The 26,508-nt window shown below is 73.1% G+C and carries 20 protein-coding genes and 1 pseudogene; 1 reads left to right on the forward strand and 20 read right to left on the reverse strand.

Annotation, left to right across the window (positions count from 1 at the left end; genetic code table 11):
• Positions 1 to 67: 67 nt before the first annotated feature.
• The 8 genes from CC117_RS09815 to CC117_RS09850 all read right to left on the reverse strand — a co-directional run bounded on the left by CC117_RS09815 (position 68) and on the right by CC117_RS09850 (position 9,090).
• Complete coding sequence (locus CC117_RS09815) at positions 68 to 1,159, reverse strand: alpha/beta hydrolase (protein ID WP_071083417.1); 1,092 nt, start codon at positions 1,157 to 1,159, stop codon at positions 68 to 70.
• Positions 1,156 to 1,944 carry a 2-oxo acid dehydrogenase subunit E2 gene (locus CC117_RS09820; protein ID WP_071083418.1) on the reverse strand — a complete coding sequence of 263 codons (789 nt, stop codon included), beginning with the start codon at positions 1,942 to 1,944 and terminating at the stop codon, positions 1,156 to 1,158. The genes CC117_RS09815 and CC117_RS09820 overlap by 4 nt, the downstream gene beginning before the upstream one ends.
• A 135-nt stretch (positions 1,945 to 2,079) precedes the next feature.
• Positions 2,080 to 3,093 (reverse strand): ABC transporter ATP-binding protein, encoded by a 1,014-nt coding sequence (locus tag CC117_RS09825; RefSeq protein WP_071083419.1) that lies wholly within the window; start codon positions 3,091 to 3,093, stop codon positions 2,080 to 2,082.
• Positions 3,090 to 4,175, reverse strand: coding sequence for an ABC transporter ATP-binding protein (locus CC117_RS09830; protein WP_241829973.1), 1,086 nt, complete (start codon positions 4,173 to 4,175; stop codon positions 3,090 to 3,092). Before CC117_RS09830 ends, CC117_RS09825 begins: the two co-directional genes overlap by 4 nt.
• Positions 4,172 to 5,008 carry an ABC transporter permease gene (locus tag CC117_RS09835; RefSeq protein ID WP_071083420.1) on the reverse strand — a complete coding sequence of 279 codons (837 nt, stop codon included), beginning with the start codon at positions 5,006 to 5,008 and terminating at the stop codon, positions 4,172 to 4,174. Before CC117_RS09835 ends, CC117_RS09830 begins: the two co-directional genes overlap by 4 nt.
• Entirely contained in the window at positions 5,005 to 5,979 is a 975-nt protein-coding gene (locus tag CC117_RS09840) for an ABC transporter permease (RefSeq protein WP_071083421.1), read from the reverse strand. The genes CC117_RS09835 and CC117_RS09840 overlap by 4 nt, the downstream gene beginning before the upstream one ends.
• 7 nt (positions 5,980 to 5,986) lie before the next feature.
• Positions 5,987 to 7,558, reverse strand: coding sequence for an ABC transporter substrate-binding protein (locus CC117_RS09845; RefSeq protein WP_071083474.1), 1,572 nt, complete (start codon positions 7,556 to 7,558; stop codon positions 5,987 to 5,989).
• Positions 7,559 to 7,635: 77 nt separating this feature from the next.
• Positions 7,636 to 9,090 (reverse strand): LLM class flavin-dependent oxidoreductase, encoded by a 1,455-nt coding sequence (locus CC117_RS09850; protein WP_084131837.1) that lies wholly within the window; start codon positions 9,088 to 9,090, stop codon positions 7,636 to 7,638.
• Between the two features lie 199 nt (positions 9,091 to 9,289).
• Between CC117_RS09850 and CC117_RS09855 the strand changes: the two genes are divergently transcribed.
• Positions 9,290 to 10,735 carry a DHA2 family efflux MFS transporter permease subunit gene (locus CC117_RS09855; protein WP_071083423.1) on the forward strand — a complete coding sequence of 482 codons (1,446 nt, stop codon included), beginning with the start codon at positions 9,290 to 9,292 and terminating at the stop codon, positions 10,733 to 10,735.
• 123 nt (positions 10,736 to 10,858) lie between these two features.
• Here the strand turns inward: CC117_RS09855 and CC117_RS09860 are convergent, their stop codons facing one another.
• The 12 genes and pseudogenes from CC117_RS09860 to CC117_RS09915 all read right to left on the reverse strand — a co-directional run bounded on the left by CC117_RS09860 (position 10,859) and on the right by CC117_RS09915 (position 26,081).
• Entirely contained in the window at positions 10,859 to 11,923 is a 1,065-nt protein-coding gene (locus CC117_RS09860; protein ID WP_071083424.1) for an LLM class flavin-dependent oxidoreductase, read from the reverse strand.
• A 168-nt stretch (positions 11,924 to 12,091) separates the two neighbouring features.
• Entirely contained in the window at positions 12,092 to 13,138 is a 1,047-nt protein-coding gene (locus CC117_RS09865) for an LLM class flavin-dependent oxidoreductase (protein WP_071083425.1), read from the reverse strand.
• 87 nt (positions 13,139 to 13,225) lie between these two features.
• Positions 13,226 to 16,654: pseudogene (locus CC117_RS09870) on the reverse strand (type I polyketide synthase); the annotation flags it as partial.
• Positions 16,655 to 16,740: 86 nt separating this feature from the next.
• Complete coding sequence (locus CC117_RS09875) at positions 16,741 to 17,781, reverse strand: 3-oxoacyl-ACP synthase III family protein (RefSeq protein WP_071083427.1); 1,041 nt, start codon at positions 17,779 to 17,781, stop codon at positions 16,741 to 16,743.
• A gap of 55 nt (positions 17,782 to 17,836) precedes the next feature.
• Positions 17,837 to 18,406: an allene oxide cyclase barrel-like domain-containing protein gene (locus CC117_RS09880; RefSeq protein ID WP_198541790.1), complete on the reverse strand. Its 570-nt coding sequence runs from the start codon at positions 18,404 to 18,406 to the stop codon at positions 17,837 to 17,839.
• Positions 18,407 to 18,482: 76 nt separating this feature from the next.
• Positions 18,483 to 19,037 (reverse strand): allene oxide cyclase barrel-like domain-containing protein, encoded by a 555-nt coding sequence (locus tag CC117_RS09885; RefSeq protein ID WP_131803042.1) that lies wholly within the window; start codon positions 19,035 to 19,037, stop codon positions 18,483 to 18,485.
• Positions 19,037 to 20,290: a cytochrome P450 gene (locus CC117_RS09890; protein WP_071083429.1), complete on the reverse strand. Its 1,254-nt coding sequence runs from the start codon at positions 20,288 to 20,290 to the stop codon at positions 19,037 to 19,039. Before CC117_RS09890 ends, CC117_RS09885 begins: the two co-directional genes overlap by 1 nt.
• Positions 20,291 to 20,396: 106 nt before the next feature.
• Positions 20,397 to 20,591: a ferredoxin gene (locus CC117_RS09895; protein WP_071083430.1), complete on the reverse strand. Its 195-nt coding sequence runs from the start codon at positions 20,589 to 20,591 to the stop codon at positions 20,397 to 20,399.
• A gap of 133 nt (positions 20,592 to 20,724) precedes the next feature.
• A complete protein-coding gene (locus tag CC117_RS09900; RefSeq protein WP_071083431.1) occupies positions 20,725 to 22,491 on the reverse strand; it encodes a dipeptide ABC transporter ATP-binding protein in 1,767 nt (588 codons plus the stop codon).
• Complete coding sequence (locus CC117_RS09905) at positions 22,488 to 23,438, reverse strand: ABC transporter permease (protein ID WP_084131843.1); 951 nt, start codon at positions 23,436 to 23,438, stop codon at positions 22,488 to 22,490. The genes CC117_RS09900 and CC117_RS09905 overlap by 4 nt, the downstream gene beginning before the upstream one ends.
• Positions 23,435 to 24,403 (reverse strand): ABC transporter permease, encoded by a 969-nt coding sequence (locus CC117_RS09910; RefSeq protein WP_071083432.1) that lies wholly within the window; start codon positions 24,401 to 24,403, stop codon positions 23,435 to 23,437. The genes CC117_RS09905 and CC117_RS09910 overlap by 4 nt, the downstream gene beginning before the upstream one ends.
• Positions 24,404 to 24,488: 85 nt before the next feature.
• Positions 24,489 to 26,081 carry an ABC transporter substrate-binding protein gene (locus CC117_RS09915; protein ID WP_198541791.1) on the reverse strand — a complete coding sequence of 531 codons (1,593 nt, stop codon included), beginning with the start codon at positions 26,079 to 26,081 and terminating at the stop codon, positions 24,489 to 24,491.
• Positions 26,082 to 26,508 lie beyond the last annotated feature (427 nt).

Here is a 26,508-nt window from a genome sequence, read left to right on the forward strand (position 1 = left end):
GACGGCGCCGGCCACCGCGGCGGGTACGGGTGAACGGGTACGGGTGCGCGGACTGCGGCGGGCGCGGTCAGCCCGATGTGGCGTCGCGGAGGTCCACGAGCGCCCGGCTCATCCACCCGCGGGTCTGCACGGCATGCCCCGGCGCGCCATGGACGTCGTCGTGTTCGAGGACGGCCAGGTCACGCAGGGTTCGGCGGAGCAGTGCCACGTCGGCCGGCGGGATGATCTCGTCGCGGGTGCTCGCCACGTAGCGCACGGGTACGCCGACGGCGGTGAGCTGGTCGTCGGACAGCGCCCACCCGGGCAGCAGGTCCGGCAGTTCGCCGGGGTCGGCCCCGGTCAGGTGGGCGAGTGTCGCCACCGTCGCCGGCGGCAGCGCACGCTGCCATGCGCGGTCGGTGAACAGGGCGCGTACCGGCGCGCCGGTGGTGATGATCCCGCGCACCCGCGTGTCCTCGGCCGCCCACCGCAGAGCCATCTGCCCGCTGAAGCTGAGCGCGAGCGCGAAGGTGCGCGTGACGTCGGCGCCGCCGCCGAGAGCGTCGAGGATCGCCGGGAACATCCGCCAGCTGTCAGCGGTGTAACGCAGGGTGTTCTCGCCGACGCCGGGCATCTCGGTCACGACCGCGGCGAGGCCCAGCCGGGCCGCGAGGAGCAGCAGGGGAGCCCACTGCTCCTTGACGCTGACGATGCCCCCCGTGACGATCAGCAGCGGCCTGCCCCCGGCCGGTACGGCGGCGGTCGGCAACGCCCCCGCCGGGGGGCCGCCGGCGTGAACGCCCCGGCCGACCAGCCCGGTCGTCCACGCCACGACCCTTCCGCCGAGGACGTCCAGTTCCAGCCGTTCGATGTCGGCAACCTCGGGAGCGACCTCGAGCCGCCACCGGTCCGTCGCCCGGACGCAGTTGTCCAGCGCGCCCTGGCGGGCGGGGCTGTCGACGAACGGGAACCTGGCGAAGCTGTAGCAGGCCGCCGCGCCCAGCAGATCGCCGCGCGCCTCCCGCGCCGCGGCGAGGCCGGACCACTCGTGCACCCAGGATCCCGGGCCGGCGCCGTCGTGGTGGATGCGCGCGGTCAGGTCCCGGTACCCGGCGGCGTCGATGTCCAGAGCCGCGGCGTGGGCGGCGACGTGCACGGTGAGCTCGGCGACGTCGTTCATCGGTTCTCCTCCGCCGCGCCGTCCGCCTTCGGAGTCGGGAAGCTCTGCAGGGCCTCCCTGATCTCGGCGAGCACGTCCGCGGCCTCCGCCCCGTCGATCACCCGGTGGTCGAAGGCCAGACTCAGCCGCATGACGGGTGCCACCGTGATTCGGCCGTCGCGGACCACCGGGCGATCGAGGGTGCGCCCCAGACCGAGCGTCACGGTGGTGCCGCCGACCGACTGGAAGGTGTCCACCACCCCGTGCCCGAGCGAGGTGACCGCCACCGTCCCCCAGACCGCGGCACGGCCTTCCAACGGCCGCACGACCCGGCGGAAGGCCTGCTCGGCCCGCCGCCAGCCGGCCCGGCCCGTCCCGGCCCGGTGCAGCGCGCGCACCCCGGCGAACTCGGGCATCGTGGCCGGGTCGCCGTCGCGGAAACGCTCGACGTGGTGCTGGATCTCGCCGAGGTCGAGGCGGTCGAGGTTCCGCAGCACCGTGGCGAGCACGACCCGGTGGCCGTCGAGGGTCTTGTCGAGGGTGAGCTTGCCGTGCACCGCGTCATGGCGGACGACCTTCGGTCGGCGGCCGTCGAGGATGGCCGCGTTCGCCTCCGGGTGACGTGCCAGCACCCGACCGGCGGCGTGGAGCACGTAGGAGACCACCGAGTGGCGCTGCGCGGCCCGCAGGGCCGCGACCCGGCTCATGTCGACCTCGGTGTCCAGGAAGACGGGCGCGAAGGCCCGCGTCTCCCGCAGGAAGTACAGGGTGTGCCGGCGCTGCGGGGCCAGATCAGTGATCGTCAACGGTGTCCCACCCTCCTGCCGGATGCGCCCGGATCCGGTCGCCGCGGCTGCGGGAACATCGTTGCCCGCCGTCCTAGCCGAGTGCTTTCCGACGGCTAAACCGGGTTCCGGCGCAGCGCGGGAGATCAATTCTCGTCAGCCGGGGAGGGGGTAATGGCAGGCGACCTGATGGTCCTCGGTCACCGGGTGCAGCGGCGGGGTCTCCTCGGCGCACCGGTCGCGGGCCCGGTCGCAGCGGGTGCGGAAGCGGCATCCGCTCGGCGGCCGCAGTGGCGACGGCGGCTCGCCGGGCGTGGAGGCGGTGCCCGGCGTGGGGACGGTGCCGGGCACGGCGATGCTGCCGGGGGCCGCGATCGCGCCGGATGGAGGGACCGGCTCGAGGAGGGGGACGGCGTCGAGCAACGCGCGGGTGTAGGGATGGCGGGGCTGCCGGTAGAGCTGCTCGGCGGGCGCCAGCTCGCAGATCCGCCCCAGGTACATGACGCCCACCCGGTCGCTGACCTGTTTGACGACCGCGAGGTCGTGGGCGATGAACAGCAGACTGAGCCGGTGGCGGCGCCTGGTGTCCTCCAGCAGGTTGAGGATCTGCGCCTGCACCGACACGTCGAGCGCCGACACGGGTTCGTCGCAGACGACGAGCGCGGGGGCGAGCACGAGAGCCCGGGCGAGGGCGACCCGCTGGCACTGCCCGCCCGAGAGTTCGGTGGGCCTGCGGTGGCCGACGGCTTCGGGGTCGAGGCCCACCGCGGACAGCGCGTCGTCGACGAGGCGGGTCCAGGGACGGGGGTGGCGGTGGGCCGCCAGCCCTTCCGCGACGATCGCGGCCACGGTACGGCGGGGGTTCAGCGACGACGCCGGATCCTGGAAGATCATCTGCAGCTGCGGGCGGAGCCGGCGCAGCTGCCGCGCCGGCAGCCGGGCCAGGTCCTGCCCGTCGAACTCGATCCGCCCGCCCGTGGGGCGGCGCAGCATCATCACCGCCCGGGCGGTCGACGACTTGCCGCAGCCGGATTCGCCGACGAGCCCGAGGGTCTCTCCGCGCCGGACGGTGAAGCTGACCCCGTCGACGGCGCGCAGCGGCGCGCCGCCCGGTACGCGGTAGTCGACGGCGAGGTCGCGGACCCGCAGCAGCACCTCGGACGTCGTCATCGGATCCTTTCCGCGGTGTCCCGGACGGCGGCCCCGCCGCCGCCGCCGACCGGATGGAAACAGGCCACAGCGTGTTCCCGGTCCCGCCCCGGCACCGCGCCATGGCGGGCCCGGGGATCGGCGAGTACCGGGTCCTCCTGCCGGCACCGCGCCCGCGCCCGCGGGCAGCGCGGCGCGAACCGGCAGCCGCGGGTCGCGCCCACCGCGGTGGCGGGCAGGCCGGCGACCGTCGCCAGTCGGGTGTGGCTCGGCTGCTCCAGCCGGGGCACCGAGGCGAGCAGCGCGGCGGTGTAGGGATGGCGGGCCGCGCGGATCACCTCGGTGGTCGGGCCGGTCTCCACCACCTGACCGGCGTACATCACCAGCAGGCGCTCCGTCCGCCCGGCGACGACGGCGAGATCGTGGGTGATCAGGAGCATGCCCATGCCCGAGGCGGCCCGCAGGTCCGCCAGCAGATCCAGGATCTGGCGTTGCACGGTGACGTCGAGGGCGGTGGTGGGCTCGTCGGCGAGCAGCACCCGCGGGCCGCAGGCGACGGCGAGCGCGATGCACACCCGCTGGCGCATCCCGCCCGACAGCTCGTGGGGGTAGCTGCGCGCCCGCCGCGCCGGGTCGGGGATGCCGACGGTGCGCAGCAGCTCCACCGCGCGGTCGCGGGCGGCGCGCCGGTCGAGGCCGCCGCGCAGCCGCAGTGTCTCGGCGAGCTGCCGCCCGATCCGCGTCACCGGGTTCAGGGCCGTCGCGGGGTCCTGGAACACCATCGCGACTCCGGAGCCGAGCACCTCGCGCAGGTCGCGGGCGGAGGCGGTGAGGAGGTCGTGCCCGGCGAACCGTACCGAGCCCGTCGTGCGCGCGGCGGGCGGGGCCAGCCCCATCACCGTGCGGGCCAGCATCGACTTCCCCGAGCCCGACTCGCCGACCACTCCGACGGCCTCCCCGGCGGCGAGGGTGAACGAGACGCGGTCGACGGCGTGCAGCGGGCCGGCCGCCGTGGGCAGCGTGGTCGAGACGTCCTGCACGGCCAGCAGCGGTGCGGGCAGGCCGCTGGGCGGGCCCAGGATGGTCATCCTGCCGGTGGTCACCGCAGCCTCGACTCGCGGGCGTCGAACCGTCGGCGTGCCCGCTCCCCGATCACGGTGAACGAGGCGACCGTCAGGAACACGCAGACGGCGGGCACGAACACCAGGAACGGATCGCCGTCCAGGTACGGCCGGCCGTCGTTGATCATCCCGCCCCAGCTCGGCGCGGGCGGGGGCAGGCCCAGCCCCAGGAAGCTCAGCGACGCCTCCGCGACGACCGCGAACGCCATGAACACGAACGCGAACGGCGCCAGCCGCAGGACCACCTCGGGCAGGAGCTCCCGTCGCAGGATGCGGCCCGGCCGCGTGCCCAGCGCGCGGGCGGCCGCCACGTACTCGCGGTCGACCACCGCGAGGGTGCTGGCACGGGCCAGCCGGGCGAAGCTCGGGGTCCCGACGACCGCCAGACCGAGGACGATCGTGGCGGTGCCGCGGCGGCCGACGGCGGCGACGGCGATCAGCAGGACCAGCGCGGGCACCGCCAGCACGGCGTCGAGCACCACCCCGATCGCGGTGTCGACCCACCTCCGGAAGTAGCCGGCCGCGAGCCCCGTGGCGAGCCCCGCGGCCATCGCCAGCGCGGCCGATCCGATCCCGACGAGGAGGGACTCCCGGGCCCCGTGGACCACCCGCGCGAGCACGCTGCGGCCGATGGCGTCGGTGCCCAGGAACTCGGGGCGCCAGCCCGGCGGCGTCCGGGCGTCGACGCCGGGTACGAGGGCGCCGTAGGAGCGCAGCGGCAGCGCGCCGGCGAGCACGGCCGCGGCGACCACGACGGCGACCCAGGCGAGGGCCAGCCACAGCGACAGCCCGTCCGCCTCCCGTCGCGCCCTCATGTGGGCCGCACCCGCACCCGCGGGTCGAGACAGCCGTACAGGACGTCGGTGACCGCACCCGCCGCGCAGTACACGACTGCCAGGAACATGACGACGCCCTGCACGACCGGCACGTCCTTCGCGGTCACACTGGTGACCACCAGCTGCCCGAGCCCCGGCAGCGCGAACAGCACCTCCACGACCACGGCACCGCTGATCAGCTGACCGATGCTGATCCCGGTGAGGGTGACGAGGGAGAACGACGAGGGGCGCAGCGCGTGCCGGAACAGGATGCGGCGCACCGGGAGCCCCCGGGAACGGGCGGCGAGGATGTGGTCCTCCTGAAGGGTCGCGATCATGTCGGCGCGCAGCATCCTGGAGTAGGTGGGGACCAGCGCCAGCGCCAGCGTCGCGGCGGGCAGCGCGGCGTGCCGGAGGTTGGCGCCGGGTCCGTCCGCCCAGGCCGCCCAGCCGGTCGCCGGCAGCCCGCCGACCTTCAGCGCCAGGACGTAGGCGAGGAAGAGCGCGAGGACGAAGGGCGGTGTCGCGATCAGGCCCGACGAGACCAGCGACCACGCCCGGTCCGCCCGCCCGTCCGCGCGGTGGGCAGTGAGTACCCCGATCGGCACGGAGACGGCCAGCGCGCCGGCGAGCGCGAGCAGCACCAGCTCGCCGGTCACCTCCAGCCTGGCCGCCACCGAGGCCATGACCGGCTCGCCGGTCAGGTAGGACGTCCCGAAGTCGCCGCGCACCACCCCGCTCATCCAGGTCCAGTAGCGGGTGAGGAACGGGTCGTCGAGGTGCAGTGCCCGGTGGGTGGCGGCGATCTGCTCCGCGGTCGCCTGCTCGCCCAGCAGGGCGAAGGCGGGATCACCCGGAGCCAGGTCGAGGAGGAAGGCCGCGCCGAAGCCCACCAGCAGCAGGACCGCGGCGGTGCGCGCCAGCTGCGGCAGGACCAGGCGGAGGACCGTGCCGCCGCGGCGCCCGCTCACCAGCGGCTCACCCCGCCTTCGACAGGCGGGTGACGTCGAGGACGCCGTCGTTGATGATCGGGAGCTCGCCGTCGAAGGTCTCCTGCTGGTGGATGTACTGCCCGGGCAGGCGGTACAGCGGGCCGGCGAGCGGCAGCTGCTCGGCGATGACCCGCTGGGCCGTCTCGTACGCCCGGGTGCGGCCGGCGGTGTCCCGGGCCTGCTGCCCGTCCTGCAGCGCGGCGTCGAGCCGGGGGTCGGAGAACCGGCCGTAGTTGTTGGGACCGCCGGTTCCCAGGTTGAGCGCGAGCTGGGGGTAGGGGTCGACGAACCGCGGCGTTCCGGTGAGCGTGGCCTGGAATCCGCCCTTGAGGACCGGCAGGGTCTGGGCCATCGCGTCGACCTTGACCTCGACGTTGCGGAACCCGCCCAGCAGGGACTGCGCCCACTCCGCGACGTTGCTGAAGTTCAGCGGGGTGACGATGGTGAACCGCACCGGCTTCCCCGCCGCGGCCAGCTCGTCGAACAGGGCCTGGGCCCGGGCCCGGTCCGGGGTGGGCAGGGCGACCGCGCTGTGGAACGGCGACTCCTCGCGCAGGAACGTGGTCGGGACGTTCGCCGTCCCGTCGAACAGCGCCTTGTTGAGGGCCCGCGGGTCGAGTGCGTGGGCCACGGCCTGGCGGGCGCGGAGGTCGTCGAAGGGCGCTGTGGTGACGTTGAACAGCAGGTTGAGACCGCCGTCGCTGAACGCCCGCTGGTTGACCAGGCCGGCCTCGCCGGCGTTGACGCCGGTGCGCAGGTTCGCGGAGAAGGCGATGTCCCCGCCGCCGGCCAGCAGCGTGTTGTAGCGCTGCGTCTCGTCCGGGACGGACCTGATCACGATCGTGTCGAGATCGGCCCGCACGGCGGAGCCCGGGTTGCGCACCAGCGTCACGTGATCGTTGCGCAGCCACTCCCGGACGGTGAACGCCCCGGCGCCGACCGGCGCGGTCCTGAACGCGTCGCCCTTGGCCCGCAGCGCGGTGGGGGAGCCGATGAAGGTCAGCACGGTCTGCGCGACCAGCCGCGGGAACTGGTTGTCGGGCTCCTTCAGAGTGATCCGCAGCGTCACCGGGTCGACCACCGCGAGCGCGCCGATCTGCTGGGCCACCGAGGCGCTCGGGGAGCGCCGGGCCGGATCGGCCAGCAGGGTCCAGTTGTCCCTGACGGCCGCCGCGTCGAGCGGGGTGCCGTCACTGAACCTCACGCCGTCACGCAGGCGCAGGGTCCAGGTCAGGCCGTCGTCGGAGTCCAGGGAGGTGGCCAGGCGGTACTCCAGCCCGGCACTCGGGGTGAGCGCGATCAGGGCGTCGTAGACGGCGAGCCGTTCGATCGTGCCGGCGAGCATCTGAAGCCCGAACCCGTCGTCGGTGGACAGGTCGATGGGGTCGGCCGGCCACAGGATCGTCAGCGTCCGCCCGCCCGCCGGCGCGCCCGCCTCGCCGGCGGAGGAGCCRCAGGCCGCGAGCAGACCGACGGCTGCCGTCGTGACCAACGCCGTCAGCAGGGCGAACAGGCGGGACATCGGGCGCACGGGCCGTGGGAGGCGTCTGCGTTCCATGGGTTCGGGTAGCTCCGTCACTCGGTGGGTCGGGTGCGTGGTGGCGCCACGGCGGTTCAGCCCGGGCATGACGCCCGTCATGCCTCGGCGTGCAGCTCGTGGGGGCGCGGGCCCGCGCCGGAACGGCGGCCCGCCGGGCGCTCCAGCCCGAGGTGGTCGCGCAGCGTCCGCCCCTCGTACTCGCGCCGGAACAGGCCGCGGCGCTGGAGCTCGGGCACGACCTGGTCGACGAAGTCGTCGAGGCCCTTGGGCAGCAGCGGGACGAGCAGGTTGAAACCGTCGGCGGCCCCGGCCCGGAACCAGGACTCGAGCTGGTCGGCGATCTGCTCGCCGGTCCCGGTGGCGATCCAGTGCACGACGCCGAGGTTGCCCCGGACCCACTTGGCGAACTGCGCGATCGTCGGCGACTCCTCGTGGACGTACTGCCGGAAGCGCACCAGCCGGCTCACCGACTGCCCGTAGGTGGCCTCGTCCGGGAACAGCGCGAGGTCCATGGGCCGGTCGGGGTCGAGCCCACCCAGGTCGGTCTCGAGAACGGCGCCCAGCTCCTCGATCATCCCGGCGAGCGGCTCCGGCTGGTCCTCCAGCTCCCGGCGCAGCTCCCGTGCCTCGCGCTCGGTGGAGCCGACGTAGGGGATGAGGCCCGGCAGGATGCGCAGGCTGTCCGGGGACCGGCCGGCGTCCGCCGCGCGCTGCCGGACGTCCCGGTAGAAGGCCTGGCCGTTCTCGACGGTGGACGAGCCGGTGTACACGGCGTCCGCCCAGCGGGCCGCGAGGTCACGCCCGCGCGTCGACGCGCCCGCCTGCACCAGGACGGGCCGGCCCTGCGGAGGACGAGGGATGTTCAGCGGCCCCCGGACCCGGAAGTGCTCGGAGATGTGGTTGATCTCGACGATTGTGTCGAGGTCGGCGAAGACACCGCTGGCCTTGTCGGCCTGGACCGTGTCGTCGGCCCAGCTGTCCCACAGCGAGGTGACGACCGTCAGGAAGTCCGCGGCGCGCTCGTAGCGCGTGGCGTGTTCGAAGTGGCTGTTCCGGCCGAAGTTCTGCGCGACGCGGTCGCCCGCCGAGGTCACGACGTTCACGCCCGCCCGGCCTCCGCTGAGGTGGTCGAGCATGGCGAACTGGCGGGCGACGGTGTACGGCTCGCTGTAGCTGGCCGAGATCGTCCCGATGAGACCGACGCGGGTGGTCGCCACCGCCAGCGCGGACAGCAGCGCCACCGGCTCCGCCTGCAGCGTGACGGACCGGCCCGGCATGAGGACGAACGCCGGGGTGTCGGCCAGAAAGATCGCGTCCAGGCGGCCGCGCTCCGCGGTCCGGGCCAGCTCGACGTAGTAGTCCGCGGAGAACACGCGATCGGGCTGGCTGCTCGGATGCCGCCAGCCGGCGCGGTGAAAGCCCAGGCCGTTGAGGTTGAGGCTCAGGTGGAGCCGGCGGTTGCCCGTGCCGATCACTCGGGTCGACCTCCAGACAAGAATAATGAACTTCTCGGTGTCGAGAACATTACCCACAAAACTGGTCGTCTTCATGGGGAATGGCCGGCTGGTCGGTCCGGTGACCGGTCGTGGCCTGGCTGTGCTCCGTGGCTGTGCTCTGTGGCGGTTGTCCGGGTGAGGGCTCGGTGTGGGCCACGGCGACAGGGCGTGCCATGAGCGCGACTCTCCGAGTCCTGTCCTGTACAGTATTTTTAACCAGCCAGTAAGTTTTCTCGTACGAGATGGAGATGGCATGGGTCAGGAGCAGGGCGACCGCCTGGATCCCGCGCTGCTGCGTTTGATCGGGGTGCTTCTGCTGGGCGGGATGATGGGCCTGCTCGACGGAACGATCGTGAACGTCGGGATCGATACGCTCGGCGAGCACTTCGACACGTCTCTGAGCACTGTCGGTTGGGTCGCCACCGGCTACCTGCTCGCGGTGACCGTCGCGATCCCGCTCAGCGCGTGGGCGGTCGACCGGTTCGGGGCCCGGCGGATGTGGCTGGCCGGCCTGTCGCTGTTCCTGGCGGGGTCGCTCGCCTGCGGTGTGGCACCGTCGATCGAAGCATTGATCATCTTCCGGGTGATACAGGGATTTGGCGGCGGGATGCTCGACCCGCTGATGCTCACGCTCCTCGCCCGCGCGGCGGGCCCGGCCCGGGTCGGGCGGGTGATGGGGCTGATGGGGGTCGTCATCCCACTGGGCCCCGTTCTGGGCCCGATCATCGGCGGCGTGATCATCGAGCACCTGGACTGGCGGTGGATGTTCCTGGTGAACCTGCCGATCGGTCTGGCGGCGTTGCTGGCCTCCCTGCGGGTGGTCCCGGCCGATCCGCCGCGCTCCGAGCGCGGGGCGGGGCGTCTCGACATCGTCGGGGTCTCGTTGCTGTGCCCGGCGTTCGCCGTGCTGGTGTACGCCCTTTCCCAGGCCGGCGAGCACGGGTTCGACGCGGCGCGGGTGCCGGTGACGCTGGCGATCGGGGGTGTGTTGCTCGTCGCCTACATCGGGCACGCACTGCGGGCCGGCGGTGCCGCGCTGATCGATCTGCGGCTGTTCGGCAGCCGCAGCTTCAGCGCGAGCGTGGCGGTCATGGCGATCACCGGGGTGATGCTGTTCTCGATGCTGTTCGTCGTGCCGTTGTACTACCAGCTGCTACGCGACCACGGAGTGCTCGAGGCCGGCCTGTTGCTCGCGCCGCTGGGGGCGGGCTCGTTCATCGCGATGCCCCTGGCGGGGCGACTCAGCGACAAGGTCGGAGCGCGGGCCCTGGCCCCGGGCGGTGCCGTGCTGATCGCGGTGAGCGCGCTGGTGTTCACCCAGGCCGGGACGGACACCAGCGAGGCCGGTCTGGCGGCGGCCGTCTTCGTGACGGGGCTCGGGCTGGGCTTCGTCGGGGCTCCGACGATGGGGGCGCTGTACCGGACGCTGCCGCCGGAGTCGGTGCCGCAGGGGACCTCGGCGCTGTACGTGCTCAACCAGCTGGGGGCGTCCCTCGGGATTGCGATCGTGGCGTTCATCCTGCAGAGCGGGTTCTCCGGCGGGGTGCCGACGGTCGGCGCGTTCCAGTCGGCCTTCTGGTGGGTCTTCGGAGCGTCGCTCGCGGTTCTGGTGGCGGGGTTCTTCCTACCGGGCCGGCCGGCACCCGCGCCGGAGAGCGTCGCCGGGCCGAGGGAGAGCGAGCCCGCCACGACGGGGTGACCCTCCGGACCGCACCAGGACTCCCGGAACCCTGTGGCCCGGGCCGGGATCCGGTGCGGCGCAGGCCCGCCCTCCGCCGCACCTCGCCGGTTCCGGTGCCAGTTCCGGCAGGAGGCCGTCTCCCTAGTTCTCGCTGGCCGGTATCTGGTGCGGGGACGACCGGTGCGCCGCCGGGACCGCGCCGGCCAGCAGCTCGTAGGAGCGGACCCGGTCGGCGTGGTCGTGGATCAGGGAGAGCGCCATCAGCTCGTCGGCGCCGGACCGCCGGACCAGCTCCGCGACCTTCTCGGCCAGGGTTGCCGGCCCCCCGAAGAACTGGTCGGCGCTGTGCTCCTCCAGGTACTTCTCCTCGAGGCGGGAGAAGCTGTGGGCGGCGACCTCCGCCGGGTTCGGGTAGAGGCCGTAGACGAGCCCCCGCTGAATGTGGATCTTGCGCAGCAGATAGGGCAGTGCGAGCTCGCGCGCGTGCTCGTCGGACTCGCCCGCCACGACCGCGGCGGCGACGACGGCGTACGGCTCGTCCAGGTGGGACGACGCGCGGAACGCGGACCGGTAGGTGTCGAGAGCGGCCACCGTCAGGTGCGGCACGAGATGGTGGGCGAAGGCGTAGGGCAGCCCGTTCACGCCAGCGAACCGGGCGCTCGCCAGGCTGGACCCCAGGATGCACAGCCACGGCTGTCCCGGCGGGGCGGGGATCGCGGCGACGGAGCGTTCCGACGCGGTGTCGGCCGTGCCCGCCAGGTAGCCGGTCAGCTCCCGCAGCTGGCGCGGGAAGTCGTCGGGCGCGAACGGGCGGCCCAGCGCCCTGGCCGTCAGCGGGTCGCCGCCTGACGCACGCCCGATCCCGAGGTCTATCCGCCCCGGATACAGGGCCTCAAGAGTGCCGAACTGCTCGGCGACCACCAGCGGTGCGTGGTTGGGTAGCAGCACGCCGCCGGAGCCGACCCGCAGGCGCGTGGTCACGCTCGCCAGCTGCCCCGCGAGCACCGCGGGCGAGGACGTCGCCAGGCTGGGGATGTTGTGGTGCTCGGCGACCCAGTAGCGCAGATAGCCCAGAGCCTCCACCCGCGGTGCGAGGTCCACCGTGTTGCACAGGGCCTGCGCGGTGTCGCTGCCGGAGAAGACCGGGACCACGTCCAGGACGGAGAGTCGCGGAGCCTCGGCGTCTGCTCCGGAAGGAATCGGCATGCCAGGCGCTCCTCTTGCCGGAGCGGGAACCGGAGGTCTGCCAGGCCGAACAGACGCCGCGAGTTCGCCGCGCCGCAGAATGGGTTGACGCAGGGATGGGACGCCGCCGGTGCCGACCGTCGTTGCGGCCCCGACTGTGACCTGTTTACCGACTGGTTCAGTCTATCGCTACACCGAGTTCGATATGTGCCCTGGCGGTGAGATCTCCGCGAGGTGCGGGAGGACGTCGGTGGCGAACAGTTCCCTCGACCGCCGGGCCGTCCCGGTGTCGAGGTAGCCGAACTCGAACCCGGCGATGACGTAGGTGATGCCGGTCTCGGCCAGCGCCCGGAACTGGTCGACCACCTCGTCCGCCGAACCGGTGATGAGAATGTCGCGGACCTTCGCTTCGACGGCCGGGTCGATCTCCTCCGGGGCCGGGGCGGCGCCGAGCACCGGGTAGACGCTGTTGGTCAGGCCTGCCGAGGTCTGCAGCTGGCGGGCGATCTCGCGCACCACCCGCTCGCGGCCCTCCTCATCCCCCAGGTACACGAAGCGGTTGACCTGGAACTCGCGGCCGTCGGGCAGCCCACCGGCCTCCTCGATCCAGCGCCGGCGTTCGACGATCTCCTCGAACGTGGTGACGGCGGGCAGCATGAAGTGGAAGCCCTGGTCGGCCGCGAACCGCAGCGACTCGGGACTTGTCGCCGCCATCCAGATCGGCGGGTGCGGCTGCTGGGTCGGGCGCGGCAGCAGCGTCACCGGCGCGTCGATCTGGAAGTAGCGGCCCTTGAAGTCCCCGTCCTCCTGGGTGAACAGCTGCACGACGACGTCCACCGCCTCGGCGAAGATCTCCCGGTTGTCCGCTGGGTCGCGGCCGAACCCGAGGAACTCGTGCGGCTGGTAGCCGCGGCCGATTCCCAGGTCGAACCGCCCCCCGGACAGCGCGTCCAGGGTGAGCACGTCGGCGGCGAGGCGGACCGGGTCCCAGAAGGGCAGAACGAGGATGGACGTCCCCAGCCGCAGCCGGGGGGCGGCCGCGGCGGCCTGGGCGAGCAGGAGCAGCGGGGAGGAGGTGAGACTGTAGGTGGAGAAGTGGTGCTCGGTCACCCAGATGCCGGCGAACCCACGGTCCTCGGCCCAGCGGGCGTCGTGCAGGAAGTCGGCGTAGATCGACCGGGCGGTTGCCGAGTCGCCTGCCGGGGCCATGTTCAGGTATCCGAGGCCGACGCGCATGTGAGTCCTCCGGTTCGGGTCGTGCGGAGCTGGGTGCCGCCCGGCGGGTGCCGCGCGGCGGGGGCTGGGACGGGGCGCCTGCGCGGATCAGCCGGCGCGTGACTCCACGGCGCGTGACTCCACGGCGCCGGACTCCGTGTCGGGGGTCCGCACCGCGGGGGGCCTGATGGCGGGAACCGTCGAGGGCGCATCGGCTGCCGCCGGCTGCGCGGCGAGTTCGGCCCGCAGGTGGGCGGCGAGCGCCCGCGGGGTCGGGTGTTCGTACATCACGACCGGGGGCAGCAGCAGCCCGGTCACCTCGCAGAGCCGGTTGCGCACCTCCAGCGCCGTGAACGAGGAGAAACCGATCTCGAGGAAGTCGTCGCCCGCACCGACGGCCTCCGGTCCGGCGTGTCCCAGTACCTCGGCCGCCTGGATGCGTACGAGGTCCAGCAGCGCCGACTCCACCTCCTCGGCGCCCGCGGTGGTCGCCAGTTCCCGCAGTGCGGCGCCGCCGTCCGTGCCCGTGGGACCGGCCAGGTCGCTTCCACGGGGGGTGTCGGCGCCCTCCGGCCACGGCCCGCTGCCCGGCGTGGCCGGGTTCCGTCCCTGCCGCCACCGCGCGAACGCGGGCAGCAGTACGGCCAGTGCCTCGTGGTCCGTCTCGGGCAGCTGGAGGGCACCCGCGGCGGCGGCGACGTCGCCCTGCCCGACCGCGTCCCAGAACTGCGCCTCGTCGTCGGTGAGCCGGGTCCGGTGGTGCTCCCGGGTGGCCGCCGGCCCCGCGGGCAGCCAGTGGTGCGTGTGCTGGAAGGCGTAGGTGGGCAGCGGGACGGGCCGGGCGCCGGTGCCCGCGAAGAACGCCCGCCAGTCGACGGCGCTCCCGTCGGCGTGCACCTGGGCCAGCGCCCCGACCAGCGTCGCCGGTTCGGGGCGTCCGCGTGTCAGCACCGGCGTGACCGTGGCGGCGCCGCCCACCGGAAGGCACTCGTGGGCCATCGGCGTCAGGACCGCGTCGGGTCCCAGTTCGAGGTAGGTGGTGACGCCGAGGGAGTGCAGGTGGCGGATGCCGTCGTGGAAGCGGACGGGGTGGCGGATGTGGTCGGTCCAGTAGTCGGGGGAGCGGAGCTGGTCGGGGGTGGCGGTGTGGCCGGTGAGGTTGGAGATGAGGGGGGTGTGGGGGTCGTGGTAGTCGACGGTGGCGGCGATGTCGCGGAAGTGGGTGAGGATGTCGTCCATGTGCGGGGAGTGGAAGGCATGGCTCACCCGCAGCCGGCGGATCCGCCGGCCGGCGTCTCGGAAGTGGTCCGTGACCTGGTCGGTGGCCGACCGGTCGCCGGAGACCACGGTGGCCCGCGGGCCGTTCACCGCAGCGATCGACACCTGCTCCTCGTGCCCGGCCAGCGCGGCGGTGATCTCCTCCGGCGTCGCCTCGATCGCGACCATCGCGCCGCCGGAGCGGGCGGACGACATGAGGCGACCCCGCGCGGCGACCAGGGCAGCCGCGTCCGGCAGCGACCAGACGCCGGCCACGTGGGCGGCGGCCAGCTCGCCCACCGAGTGGCCGATGAGCAGGTCGGGGACGACACCCCAGTGCCGTAGGAGCCGTGACAGGGCGACCTCCACGGCGAAGAGCGCCGGCTGCGTGTAGGTCGTCTCGTGCAGCAGGTCGGCGGGGACGTCCCCGCCGGTGCCCAGGACGACGTCGCGCAGCGGGTGGGCCAGGTGCGGCGCGAAGTGCCCGCAGATCTCGTCGAGCGCGTCGGCGAACACCTGGTACGCGGTGTACAGCTCGCGGCCCATCCCCGGCCGCTGGCTGCCCTGGCCGGTGAACAGGAACGCCGTCCGCCCGGGTTCGGTGGTGCTCCCGCGCACCAGCGCCGGCGCGCGGCGGCCGTGCGCCAGCGCACCGAGACCGTCCAGCAGCACGGCCCGGTCCGTTCCGGTGACGGCCGCCCGGTGCTCGAACGCGGTGCGGGTCGTCGCCAGCGACAGCCCGACATCCGCCACGGACAGCTCCGGGTGCGCGGTGACGTGCGCGCGCAGCCGTCGTGCCTGGTCCCGCAGTGCCTGAGGGCTGCGCGCGGAGATCACCCACGGCACCGGCGCGGCCGGCCCCGCCCTGTCGGGCGCGGGTGCGGGCGCACCGACGGGGTTCGCGTCCTGCCCGTCGGCTTCTTCGAGGATGACGTGGGCGTTGGTGCCGCTGATGCCGAAGGAGGAGATGGCGGCGCGGCGGGGTCGGGTGGGGGTGGGGTTCCAGGGTTGGGGGTGGGTGAGGAGGGCGAGGGTGCCGGGGGTCCAGTCGACGTGGGGGGTGGGGGTGTCGATGTGGAGGGTGGGTGGGAGGCGGTGGTGGTGGAGGGCTTGGGTGGTTTTGATGATGCCGGCGATGYCGGCGGCGGCCTGGGTGTGGCCGATGTTGGTTTTGAGGGAGCCGAGCCAGAGGGGGGTGTTGGGGGTGTGGTGGGGGCCGTAGGTGGCGAGGAGGGCGTTGGCTTCGATGGGGTCGCCGAGGGTGGTGCCGGTGCCGTGGGCTTCGACGGTGTCGATGTCGGCGGGGGTGAGGCGGGCGTTGGTGAGGGCCTGGTGGATGACGTCCCGCTGGGCGGACCCGCTCGGGGCGGACAGCTGGCTGCTGGTCCCGTCGGAGTTCACCGCGCTGCCGCGGACGACGGACAGGACGCGGTGGCCGTTGCGCCGGGCGTCGGAGAGCCGCTCCAGGACGAGCAGACCCACCCCTTCGGCCCATCCGGTGCCGTCGGCGGCGGCGGCGAACGCCTTGCACCGCCCGTCCGGCGCGAGACCGCGCTGGCGGCTGAACTCGATGAAGAGGCCGGGGGTGGAGATCACCGTCACCCCGCCCGCCAGGGCGAGCGTGCACTCTCCCTGGCGCAGGGACTGGCTCGCCAGGTGCAGCGCCACCAGCGAGGACGAGCAGGCGGTGTCCACGGTCACCGCCGGGCCCCGCAGACCGAACGTGTAGGCCACCCGGCCGGAGGCGACGCTGCCCGCGCTGCCCGTGCCGATGAAGCCCTCCAGCCCTTCCGGGTAGCGGTGCATGCGTGACCCGTAGTCGTCGTACATGACTCCCGCGAACACGCCGGTCCTGCTGTCGCGCAGCGTTCCCGGGTCGATCCCGGCCCGCTCGAAGGCCTCCCAGGCGACCTCCAGCAGCAGGCGTTGCTGGGGGTCGACCGCGAGGGCCTCCCGCGGGCTGATCCCGAAGAACTCGGCGTCGAAGAGGTCGGCGTCGTGCAGGAACCCGCCGGACCGTGTGTACGACGTCCCCGGCCGGTCCGGGTCCGGGTCGTAGAGGGCGTCCAGGTCCCAGCCCCGGTTCGTCGGGAATCCGGAGATCACGTCCCGGCCGGCGTCGACCAGCTCCCAGAGGTCCTCCGGCGAGCGCACCCCGCCGGGATAGCGACAGGCCATGCCCACGATCGCGATCGGCTCCTGGTTCGCGGCCTCGACCTCGGCCAGCCGCTGGCGGGCCTCCACCAGGTCGTTGGTCACCCGCCTGAGGTAGGCGCGCAGCTTGTCCTCGTTCGACATGGAGTCGGGCTCTCCTCGCTGGTCACCGGGCTCGCGCTGGAGGCGCCGGGGTCGGGCGGCGGTCAGGGTCAGGTCGCTTCCAGCGCCAGCCCGGCTTTGATCCACTTGCTCGACTCGATCGACACGACGACCGCGCGCTCACCCGGGGAGATCCGCGCCAGCATCCGCTCGAGCTGGAAGAACACGACGCCGTTGCCGACGTTGCCGGTCTCGTCCACGCAGCTCACCTGGGAGGAACCGACACCGAGACGCTGCCCGATGAGCGCGGTCATCCGCCCCGAGAGCTGCGGCGGCAGCAGGTAGTCGACGTCGTCGCCCTTCCACTCCAGCTCGTCGAGCAGCTCGTGCAGGACCTCCAGCGACATCGCGGGGACCAGCCTCTCGATCGCCTTGTAGTCCTCCGTGGCGGCGGGGCGCTCCTGGGCCCGGGAGGCACCGTGGCCGGCCGGGCCGAACCACTCGAGGGTCGCGCCCGGTGCCCGGCCCAGCCCGACGAGCCGGGTGAGCACCGAGCGCACCGTCACCGATCCCGGCCCGGGGTCGGCGCTCAGGACGGCCGCGCCCGCGCCGTCGCCGAACAGCACGAAGTTGACCAGTTCCGAGGGCGGGACCGAGCGCAGGTCGACGTCCAGGTCGTAGAACCGGGCGATCACGTCGCCGCCGAGGACGAGGGCGGTGCGGTGTCGGCCGGCCCGCAGGATCTGGCAGGCCAGGTCGAGCGCCTGCACGGCGCCCGAGCAGCCGGACTGCAACTGGTAGCTGGGGACCTGGTCGACGCCGAGGCGGTCGGCGATGACGTTCACCGTCGCCGGCATGAGGCTGTCGGGCGTCGCGGTGGCCATGACGATCACGTCGACGTCCGCGGCCCGCAGGCCCGACCGGGTCAGCGCCGTGCGCGCCGCGGCCTCGCCGAGATCGGCCAGGGACGCGCCGATCTCACCGGAGTCGAGGTCGACGGCCAGATGCCGGCTGCGGGTACCGATGAAGGTGTCGACCCACTGCTCCCACAGCGAGTCCATCCGGAATCGCCGGGCCAGCGCGGCGTTGTCCACCGCCGGTCCGGGCAGTGCCGATCCCGCGGACAGGATGTGTATCTCGGGCGCGCCCACGTCGGTCCTTTCGCAGCTGGTCCTGTCCTTCGCGGCCAGGAACGGGGAAGGCGRCTCAGCCGTGCAGGGAGATCCGCGCCTCGACCGGCTGGTCGGGTTCGATGACCCGCCACTCGCGGCGGCCATCGAGGCCGCGGTAGACGCCGTCGAGACCGACCGCCGGATAGCCGACCCAGACACCGTTCTTCACGTCGTTGAAGTCGGCCCAGCCCTCGGCGTGGATGATCCCGTCACGCAGGAAGAGGTCCTCCGAGTAGTAGGTGAGGACCGCACCGCCGACCTTCTTGTAACGGATCTCGTACCGGCCGATGGTGATCCCGAGCAGCTCCCGGGAGGAGTCGTAGAGCTCGTCGTAGTAGCTGCCGATCTGGCCGACCTGGGGATCGGCGACATTGACGTTCTGCTCGTTTCTGATCTGCGGCTCCCAGATCCCCTCGTGGACCACGGACAGGCCGCTCGTCCCACCGGCATCACCGGCATCGACGGTGGCGCGGGGGTCGCCGGGGTCGCCCGCGCGCACGGCGGACGGGGAGACGGACAGCAGGCGGGTGGCCGCGATCCAGGCGGCGGTGAGAACGGATCCGGAGACGAGCCCGGAGGCCGTCATCGAGCGGCGGATGTTCATCGTCATCCTTTGTTCTGGGCGGGCGGGCTGGATGGTCGGGGCAGTTCACAGGCGAGACAGGGAGAACCTCGGCCGGTCAGCGGGCGAGGACGAGCTGGACCTTCGAGACGAACGGCGTCGGCGTCATGTGGATGCTGCGGACGGCGGACCAGCCGACGAGCTCACCGGCGACGGCGAAGCCGGGCACCGACACGTAGGCACCGGCGAACTCGGCGGTGAGGTCGTTGAGGCCGGAGAAGTGGAAGAGCGTGCCGAACAGGTGGACCTGCTCGGTCCGCACGGCGAACCGGTGCCCGTCACCCGGGCGTTCGTGGACGACCTCCAACCGCCCCGACACCGTCCCGATCAGGGTCCCGGCGGCGGTGCGGATCTCGTCCTCGTAGTAGCGGACCTGTCCCGTGCGCGGCACGGGTGTGATCTCTCCGTGCCCGCCAAGCACCCGCTCGGTCAGGCCGGCGACTCGGACGACACCGGCGACGTCCGCTTCGGTCGCCAGCCCCCCGAGGGCCGCGGAACCGTCGGCGGGGACGCGGGCGGGCGGGTCCGCCACGGTGGCGAGGCCCGGGACGTGCTCGGTCAGGAAGGCCGCGGCCGCCGCCAGCAGGTCCGTCCGCTGCCCGGTCGGCGCCATCAGGCCGCGCTCCCGGTCTCCCACTCGACCGGCAGCGCGACGACGCCGTGCAGTCCGGCGGGGTGCCGCAGCTCCAGCTCGTCGACGCCCACCGCCAGGCGGAGGTCGGGGATCCGCCGGAACAGCGAGGTCAGGGCGATCTCCATCTCGGCCCGGGCCAGGTTCTGCCCCAGGCACTGGTGGATTCCGTATCCGAAGGCGACGTGACGGCGGGCGGACCGGCGCGGGTCGAAGGCGTCCGGCTCGCCGAAGACAGCCGAGTCCCGGTTCATCGCCGCGATCGCGACGATGACACCGTCGCCCTCCCGGACGGGCTGGCCGGCGATCTCCACATCCCGGGTCGCGAACCGGGCGGCGCCGTCCGCGATCGACAGGTGCCGCAGCAGCTCCTCCACGACGTCGGCGACCGCCGCCGGTTCGGCGCGGACCCGCCGGAGCACGTCGGGGCGCTCCAGCAGCGTGAGCACGCCGAGTGCGATGGCATTCGCCGTGGTCTCGTGCCCGGCGACCAGCAGCAGCAGGGAGATCTCGGCGAGGGTGCGGGTGTCCAGTTCTCCCTGGTCGACGTGCTCTGTGATCAGCTCGTCGAGCAGGCCGTCCCCGCGCTTCGTGCGTTTCGTCCGGATCAGCTCCTCCAGATAGAGGCGGATCCGGGTGAAGGCGTCCGCGCTGTCCTGCTGGCTGGAGTCGCCGTGCACGATGCGGCGCGCCTGGGCCTCGAAGAACGCGTGGTCGTCGTAGGGGACACCCAGGAGGTCACAGATCACGGTGGAGGGCACCGGCAGGGCGAAGTCCGGTACGAGGTCCGCGCTCGTCCCGCGGCGCAGCAGTCCGTCCAGCAGCGTGTCGACGATCTGCTGGATGCGGGGACGGAAATCGTTGATCCTGCGGACGGTGAAGCTGGCGGTCAGCATCCTCCGCTGCGTGGTGTGGCCCGGCGGATCCATGCCGATGAAGTTGCGGACCGCACGCGCCGCCTCGAAACGCGGGGCGGTGGCCGGGAAGCGTGGGTCGGCGCGCACCGAGGAGAACGACCCGTGGTCGGCGAGGACCCGGCGTCCCTCGTCGTAGCCGGTGACGATCCACACCCGGCGGCCGTTGTACAGCGTGACCTGTGACAGCGGCCCCTGTGCGCGCAGCTCGGGATATCCGGCCGGTTCCGCGAACGGACACCGGCGGGCGGTGGGGAACTCGGGGAACTCCGGTGACGCGGGGGGGTGGGTGGCGGTCGGAACGGTGGCCTGGTCGGACACTTTCCACCTCCTTTCTGGTTCGGGGCGCTTTCTGGTTCGTGGGCGCGCGAGAACGCGCCGCCACCTCTGGCGCCGGGAGTGGGCCGGGGCGGCGTCCGTGGACGGGTCAGTCCGTCACCGTGATCGCCCGGGACGGGCACAGATCCGCGGCCTCATGCGCCGCCGGCAGCGCACCTGCGGGCAGGACCTCATGCACCACCACGACCAGTCCGTCCTCGTCCTGGTCGAACAGGGCCGGCGCGACCGAGACGCATCGCCCGGCGCCGACACAGCAGGATTCGTCCACCGTCAGGCGTGCCACGTACCCCTGCCTCTCCTCGCCGCGCGGAAGTCCCGAAACGCCGGATCCGCGCGGCGTGGGCGGTCGAGAAAAGACGTTCTTCCACTCCCCGCACCGCGGTTTCCGTGGCCGGCGTGGCGGTCCGTTGCTGGACTCATCGTCGCCGGGGGGCCTGACAACCGCCTTGTCCGCGGCTAAACCCGGTGCGCCGCCCGGGGATGGCGGCGAGAAGCTCCCGGGTGTACTCGTGGCGGGGGTTGTCGAACAGCTCGCGAGGAGTGGCAACCTCCACGAGCTTCCCGCCGCGCATGACCCCGATCCGGTCCGCGATCGCCCGGACCACCGCGAGGTCGTGCGTGATGAACAGGTAGGACAGGCCGAGCTCCGTCTGGAGGCCGGCCAGCAGGTCGAGGATCTGCGCCTGCACGGTGACGTCGAGGGCGGACAGCGGCTCGTCGCAGACGACCAGGTCGGGGTGCAGGGACAGGGCACGGGCGATGGCGACGCGCTGACGCTGGCCGCCGGAGAGCTCGGCGGGGCGGCGCTCGAGAAGCTGCTCGGCGAGGGCGACCTGCGACAGGAGCTCCCGGGCCCTGGCCCGGCGGGTCGCGCGCGATCCCACTCCGAACAGCCGCAGCGGCTCCTCGATCGTCTCGGCCACGCTGAAGCGCGGATCGAGCGAGGCATAGGGGTTCTGGTACACCACCTGCATGCGCCGGCGCAGCCTTCGCAGCGCAGCGCCGCGCAGGTCGGTGACGTCGACGCCGTCGAGATGAATCCGGCCGGCGGTGGGGTCCAACAGTCGCAGCGCCAGCCTCGCGGTGGTGGACTTGCCCGAGCCGGACTCGCCCACCAGGGCGAACGTCTCGCCCCGGCCAACGGTGAAACTGACGTCGTCGACGGCGCGGACCGAGCGCGGACCCCCGGAGGTCCGGGGCAGCGGGAAGTCCTTGACGAGGCCGTCGGCCACGAGCAGCGGCGGCGTTCCGGCCTCCGCCGCCGCGGCAGAGGCCCCGGTCGGTTCGACCGACTCGGCCGCGACGGACCACGTGGCCGCGACGGACCGTGCGACCGTCGGCGACCGTGCGATTACGGCCTGTGCGGCCACGTCGGCCACGTCGGCCAAGCTGGGCGCGTCGGCGATCAGCCGGCGGGTGTAGGGATGGGACGGGTCGCGCAGGATCTGGCGGGACGGGCCGCGTTCCACCACGGCGCCGCCGGACATGACCACGATCTCGTCGGCGCGGTCCGCGGCCACCGCGAGATCGTGGGTGATCAGCAGGACAGCTGTCCCGTGCTCGCCGATCATCTTCTCCATCTGGTCGAGGATCCGGCGCTGGATCGTCACGTCGAGCGCGCTGGTCGGCTCGTCGGCGATCAGGAGCCTGGGCTCGGCGGCGAACGCGATCGCGATCAGCGCCCGCTGCCGCATACCGCCGGAGAGCTCGTGCGGGTACTGCCGGGCCCGCAGGGCCGGATCGGGCAGGCCGGCCTGCGCCAGCGCGGCGACCGCCGCGGCCGGTGCCGTCCGCCGGCTGGCCAGGCCGTGGATCAGCAGCACCTCCGCGACCTGAGCGCCGATGCGCTGGACCGGGTTCAGCGACACCGTCGGGTCCTGCGGGACGAGCGCGATGTCGCGGCCGCGGTAGCCGCGCAGCCCCGCCTCCGGCAGGGCCGTCAGGTCGACGCCGGCGAACCGGACGGCGCCGCCCTCGATCCGTCCTCCGGCCGGGAGGAGGCCGATGACGGCGTGCGCGGTGGTGCTCTTCCCCGACCCGGACTCCCCAACCAGGGCGACGACCTGGCCGGGCCGGACGTCGAGGTCGATCCCGTGCACCACGTCGGTGGCCGTCCCGCCGCTGCGGTAGGACACCCGTAGGCCGCGCACCGCCAGCAGCGCGCCGTCCGGCGAGTCGGTCAACGTCCCTTCTCCTGTTCTCCCTCGAACGCACGGGCGACCCGGTTGGCGGCCAGGACGGTGGCGACCACGGTCAGCCCCGGCATGGTCGTCAGCCACCAGGCTGTGGCGAGGTAGGTGCGCCCGTCCGACACCAGGGAGCCCCATTCGGGCGTGGGTGGCGCCGCGCCGAACCCCAGGAAGCTGAGCGCCGAGACGGCCAGCACGGCGGTGCCGAACTCCAGTGCGGCGAGGACGAGGACCGGCCCCCATGCATGCGGCAGCACATGCCGTAGGAGCACCTGATCGCGCCGGGCCCCGCAGGACACCGCCGCCTCGACGAACACGGCCGTGCGCACCCGCAGCACCTCGGCGCGGGTGACGCGGGCAAAGGCCGCCACGCTGGTCGCCCCGACCGCGAGTGCGACGTTCACGGTGCCGAATCCGAGTGCGGTGATCAGCGCGAGGGCCAGCAGGAGGGCTGGGATGGCCAGGGCGAGGTCGACCAGCCGCATGATCACCGCGTCGGTCCGGCCGCCGAAGAAGCCCGACACCAGCCCGAGCGCCGCCCCGCTGGCCAGGCCCACCGCCACCGCGAGCACGGTCGCCTGCAGGGACAGCGCGGCGCCGTGCACCATCCGGGTGAACAGGTCGCGGCCGAGCTGGTCGGTGCCGAACCAGTGGTCGGCGCTCGGTCCCCGCAGCCGTTCGGCCACCTCGCCGCGCAGCGGGTTGTCCGAGGTCAGCAGGGTCGGGAAGAAGGCGGCGACCAGCACCGTGAGCAACAGCAGGATCGACAGGGCCAGCCCGGGGCGGCGCAGCAGGTATCCCGCGGCGCGCAGCAGCCGGCGGCCGCTTCCGGTGCCGGCCGCCGCCCGGCGGTCGGGGGCGGGCTGCGGGCCCGTCCGGCCGGTCCCGGTGACCGGGCCGGCAGCCGTGACCGCGGCGGTCACGGCAGGTGATTCGGTCATCGTGCCCGCGCTTTCAACGGGTGTGTCGCGGCGCTGCCCAGGATCCGCGGATCCAGCAGGGGATAGGTGAGGTCCACGGCCAGGTTGACCACCGTGAACAGCAGGGAACTGAGGATCACCAGACCGAGCACGACCGGGATGTCCTGGGTGCCCACGGCGGTCGCGGTGGTGCGTCCGACCCCTGTCCGGGAGAAGACGGTCTCGACGACCACCGAGCCCGCGAGCAGGTTGCCCGCCCACACACCGGCGAGTGTCAGCGCGGGCAGGGCGGCGTTGCGTGCGGAGTGCCGCAGATGCACCCGCCGCGGCGAGGCGCCCTTCGCCGCCGCGGTCGTGATGTAGTGCTCCGTCTCGGTGGCGCGCAGGCTCCGGGCGAACACCTGGGCGATGCCGGCCGCCGTCGGCAGGGCGAGGGTGACGGCGGGCAGCAGCAGGCTGCGCGTGCCCTCGTTCCCGGTGGCAGGCAGCAGGCCCCACCGGAAGGACACCAGCTGGACCAGCATCAGCCCGACCCAGAAGGTCGGCAGCGACGCCCAGAACGGGGGGATCGACAACAGCGTCTGGCGGATCCACGACCGCCGCGCGTACGTGCCCCAGTAGGCCAGCCCGAGGCCGAGCAGCAGGGCGAGCGCGAACGCGGCCGCCGCCAGTTCCAGAGTGGCCGGCAGCACGTCGAGGAAGACCCGGGTCACGTCCCGGCCGCTCTGCACCGAGACGCCGAAGTCGCCGCGCAGCGCGTGCCAGAGGTGGTCGACGTACTGGACGGTGACCGGCCGGTCCAGCCCGTACTGCGCGCGCAGCGCCTCGACCTGCGCGTCGTCGACCATGCTCTGCTCGGACCCGGCGCTGACCATGAGCGACACCGGGTCGCTCGGCAGCAGGTACAGCACCGCGAAACAGACGGTGTAGGCGGACCACAGGACGAACAGTGCCTGCAGGAAACGGCGTACCAGGTATCTCGTCATCGTCGTGCCCTCCGCACCCGTCGGACGTGCCGCCGGGCCCGGTCCGCCCCCGCGCGGATCGGGCCCGGCCCTGGACCGCCGTGGGTCAGTCCGCGATCCAGGAGTCGGTGAACCGCAGCCACGAGTGGGCGGTGAAGGTCACGTCACGCACCTTCGGCGAGAAGCCCATGATCGTGGTCTGCTCGTGCACGGGGATGCCGTAGCCGGTCTCCAGGACCCGCCGCTGGGCCTGCTCGACGAGCTCGGAGCGCCGGTCCGGGTCGGTGGCCGCGTTCTGGTCGCCGAGGATCCGGTCGATGCTCTCCTGGACGGAGCCGGGCGCCGGGGGCTTCTTGGAGCCGAAGATGGTCCGCAGGATGTCCGGATCGGCCCGTGTCGTTCCCCGGGCCCAGAACAGGTCGTAGTCGTTGGCCTGGTAGAGCGGCTGGAACTGCGCGAGCGAGAGCCGCTTCACCCCGAGGTCGATGCCGACCTCGGCGAGCTGCTGCCCGATGAGCTCGATGATCGACTGCTCCGGGCCGAAGCCGGACGGCACCCACAGCAGGTCGAGGTGCAGGCGCTGGCCGTCCTTGGACCTGATGCCGTTCTCGCCGGGCCGCCAGCCGCCGTCGTCGAGCAGCTTCTCCGCGGCGGCGGGGTCGTAGCTGATCAGCGAGCTGAGATCGGCGTGGCCCGGAGTCCTGCTGGACACGATGCTCGTCGCCGGCAGGAAGTCGTCGTTGAGCAGCGCCTCGACGATCTGCTCCCGGTTGATCGCGCGCTGCAGCGCGGGCAGGACACTCGGGTCGCTGACGACCGGGCGGCCGGGGCTGGGGCTCGCGTGCAGGTTCGACACGATCCCGGCGTGGACCGTCGGCAGCAGGGTCAGGCCCTGCGTCTCCAGCCCGGGCGCATCCTGGGGCGCGACGGCCGAGATGCCCTCGACCTGGCCCGACTCCAGGCTGCCGGTGCGGACGCCGGACTCGGTGACGACCGTGAAGACGAGCTTGTCGAGGTAGRCCGCGCCCTGGTGCCGGGCGAGCGGGGAGGACCAGGCGTAGTCGTCCCGCCGGCTGAGCTCGACGCGCTGGTTGGGAACGTAGCTGTCGACGACGAACGGACCCGAGCCGACCGGGGGCTGCGAGCACCGCTCGGCCGGGGTGCGGCTCAGGCTGGCCGGCGAGACGAGGCCGAGACTCGGCGTCGTCGTGGCCTGGAGGAACTGGGCGGTCGGGGTGTCGAACTCGACCCGCGCGGTCCGGTCGTCCACGACGACGGTGCGCGCGTAGCCGCTGAGGTAGGCGTAGCCCAGCGTGGCCTTGGCCCCGAGGGTCACCACGGCGTCGAAGTTGGCCTTGACCGCCGCGGCGTCGAGCGGGGCGCCGTCGCTGAAGGTGACACCGTCCCGCAGGTGGAACGTGTACGACTTCGCGTCCTCGCTGACCTCCCACCGCTCGGCCAGCCAGGGGACGATCTCCAGGGTCTTCGGGTCCTGGTCGGTCAGCGTGTCCACGATGTGCCTGCCGATCGTCAGGCCCTCGCTGAGCTGGATCTGGTGCGGGTCCAGGCAGGTGGGGTCGCTGGCGAAGGCGAAGGTGAGCGTGCCGCCGGGCTTCGGCGACCGGGCAGCGCTGTTGGCGCCGTCCTCGCTGTCCGACCCGCAGGCGGTGGCTGCCAGAGCGGCCGCCAGCACGGGCACGAGGACGGCTCGGGCGCGCCCGAGACGTCTGGATGGATGCACTCGAGACGACAAGGAAAGACTCCCCCCGGGGAAGAACGAAAGGACGAAGGACGAAGGACGGCGACCTCCGGCGGACGGCCGGGGCACGGTTCGGGAAGCACGGCTCAGGAGGCCCGGCTCAGGAGGCCCGGTCGGGCCTGGGATGACCGTGAGGCCCGCGACCTCGGCGGCCCGACCGGGAGGGGCGCGCCGGACGCCGCGGGGATGTCCTCGTGTGAAGCTGCCGCGGCAGGAGGTGGTCGAGACCTGGCGTTGTTCCCGGGCGGCGGCTCCGGACGGTCAGCGTCGACAGAGCGTGGTGCTCAGCCGCCCGTAGTCGACATGGCGTCGGGACGTCAGAACCACATTCGGGGTGTCGTGYCGCGGCGCCCAGACCGCCCCGAGC

The sequence above is a fragment of the Parafrankia colletiae genome (assembly GCF_001854655.1).
Taxonomy (GTDB): domain Bacteria; phylum Actinomycetota; class Actinomycetes; order Frankiales; family Frankiaceae; genus Parafrankia; species Parafrankia colletiae.

Coding starts and splice junctions, on each gene's coding strand:
- CC117_RS09860 (WP_071083424.1), bottom strand. CDS start 11,923: ATGCCGATTCCTTCCGGAGCAGACGCCGAGGCTCCGCGACTCTCCGTC.
- CC117_RS09865 (WP_071083425.1), bottom strand. CDS start 13,138: ATGCGCGTCGGCCTCGGATACCTGAACATGGCCCCGGCAGGCGACTCG.
- CC117_RS09855 (WP_071083423.1), top strand. CDS start 9,290: ATGGGTCAGGAGCAGGGCGACCGCCTGGATCCCGCGCTGCTGCGTTTG.
- CC117_RS09835 (WP_071083420.1), bottom strand. CDS start 5,008: ATGAGGGCGCGACGGGAGGCGGACGGGCTGTCGCTGTGGCTGGCCCTC.
- CC117_RS09885 (WP_131803042.1), bottom strand. CDS start 19,037: ATGGCGCCGACCGGGCAGCGGACGGACCTGCTGGCGGCGGCCGCGGCC.
- CC117_RS09910 (WP_071083432.1), bottom strand. CDS start 24,403: ATGACGAGATACCTGGTACGCCGTTTCCTGCAGGCACTGTTCGTCCTG.
- CC117_RS09880 (WP_198541790.1), bottom strand. CDS start 18,406: ATGAACATCCGCCGCTCGATGACGGCCTCCGGGCTCGTCTCCGGATCC.
- CC117_RS09825 (WP_071083419.1), bottom strand. CDS start 3,093: ATGACGACGTCCGAGGTGCTGCTGCGGGTCCGCGACCTCGCCGTCGAC.
- CC117_RS09850 (WP_084131837.1), bottom strand. CDS start 9,090: ATGAAGACGACCAGTTTTGTGGGTAATGTTCTCGACACCGAGAAGTTC.
- CC117_RS09815 (WP_071083417.1), bottom strand. CDS start 1,159: ATGAACGACGTCGCCGAGCTCACCGTGCACGTCGCCGCCCACGCCGCG.
- CC117_RS09905 (WP_084131843.1), bottom strand. CDS start 23,438: ATGACCGAATCACCTGCCGTGACCGCCGCGGTCACGGCTGCCGGCCCG.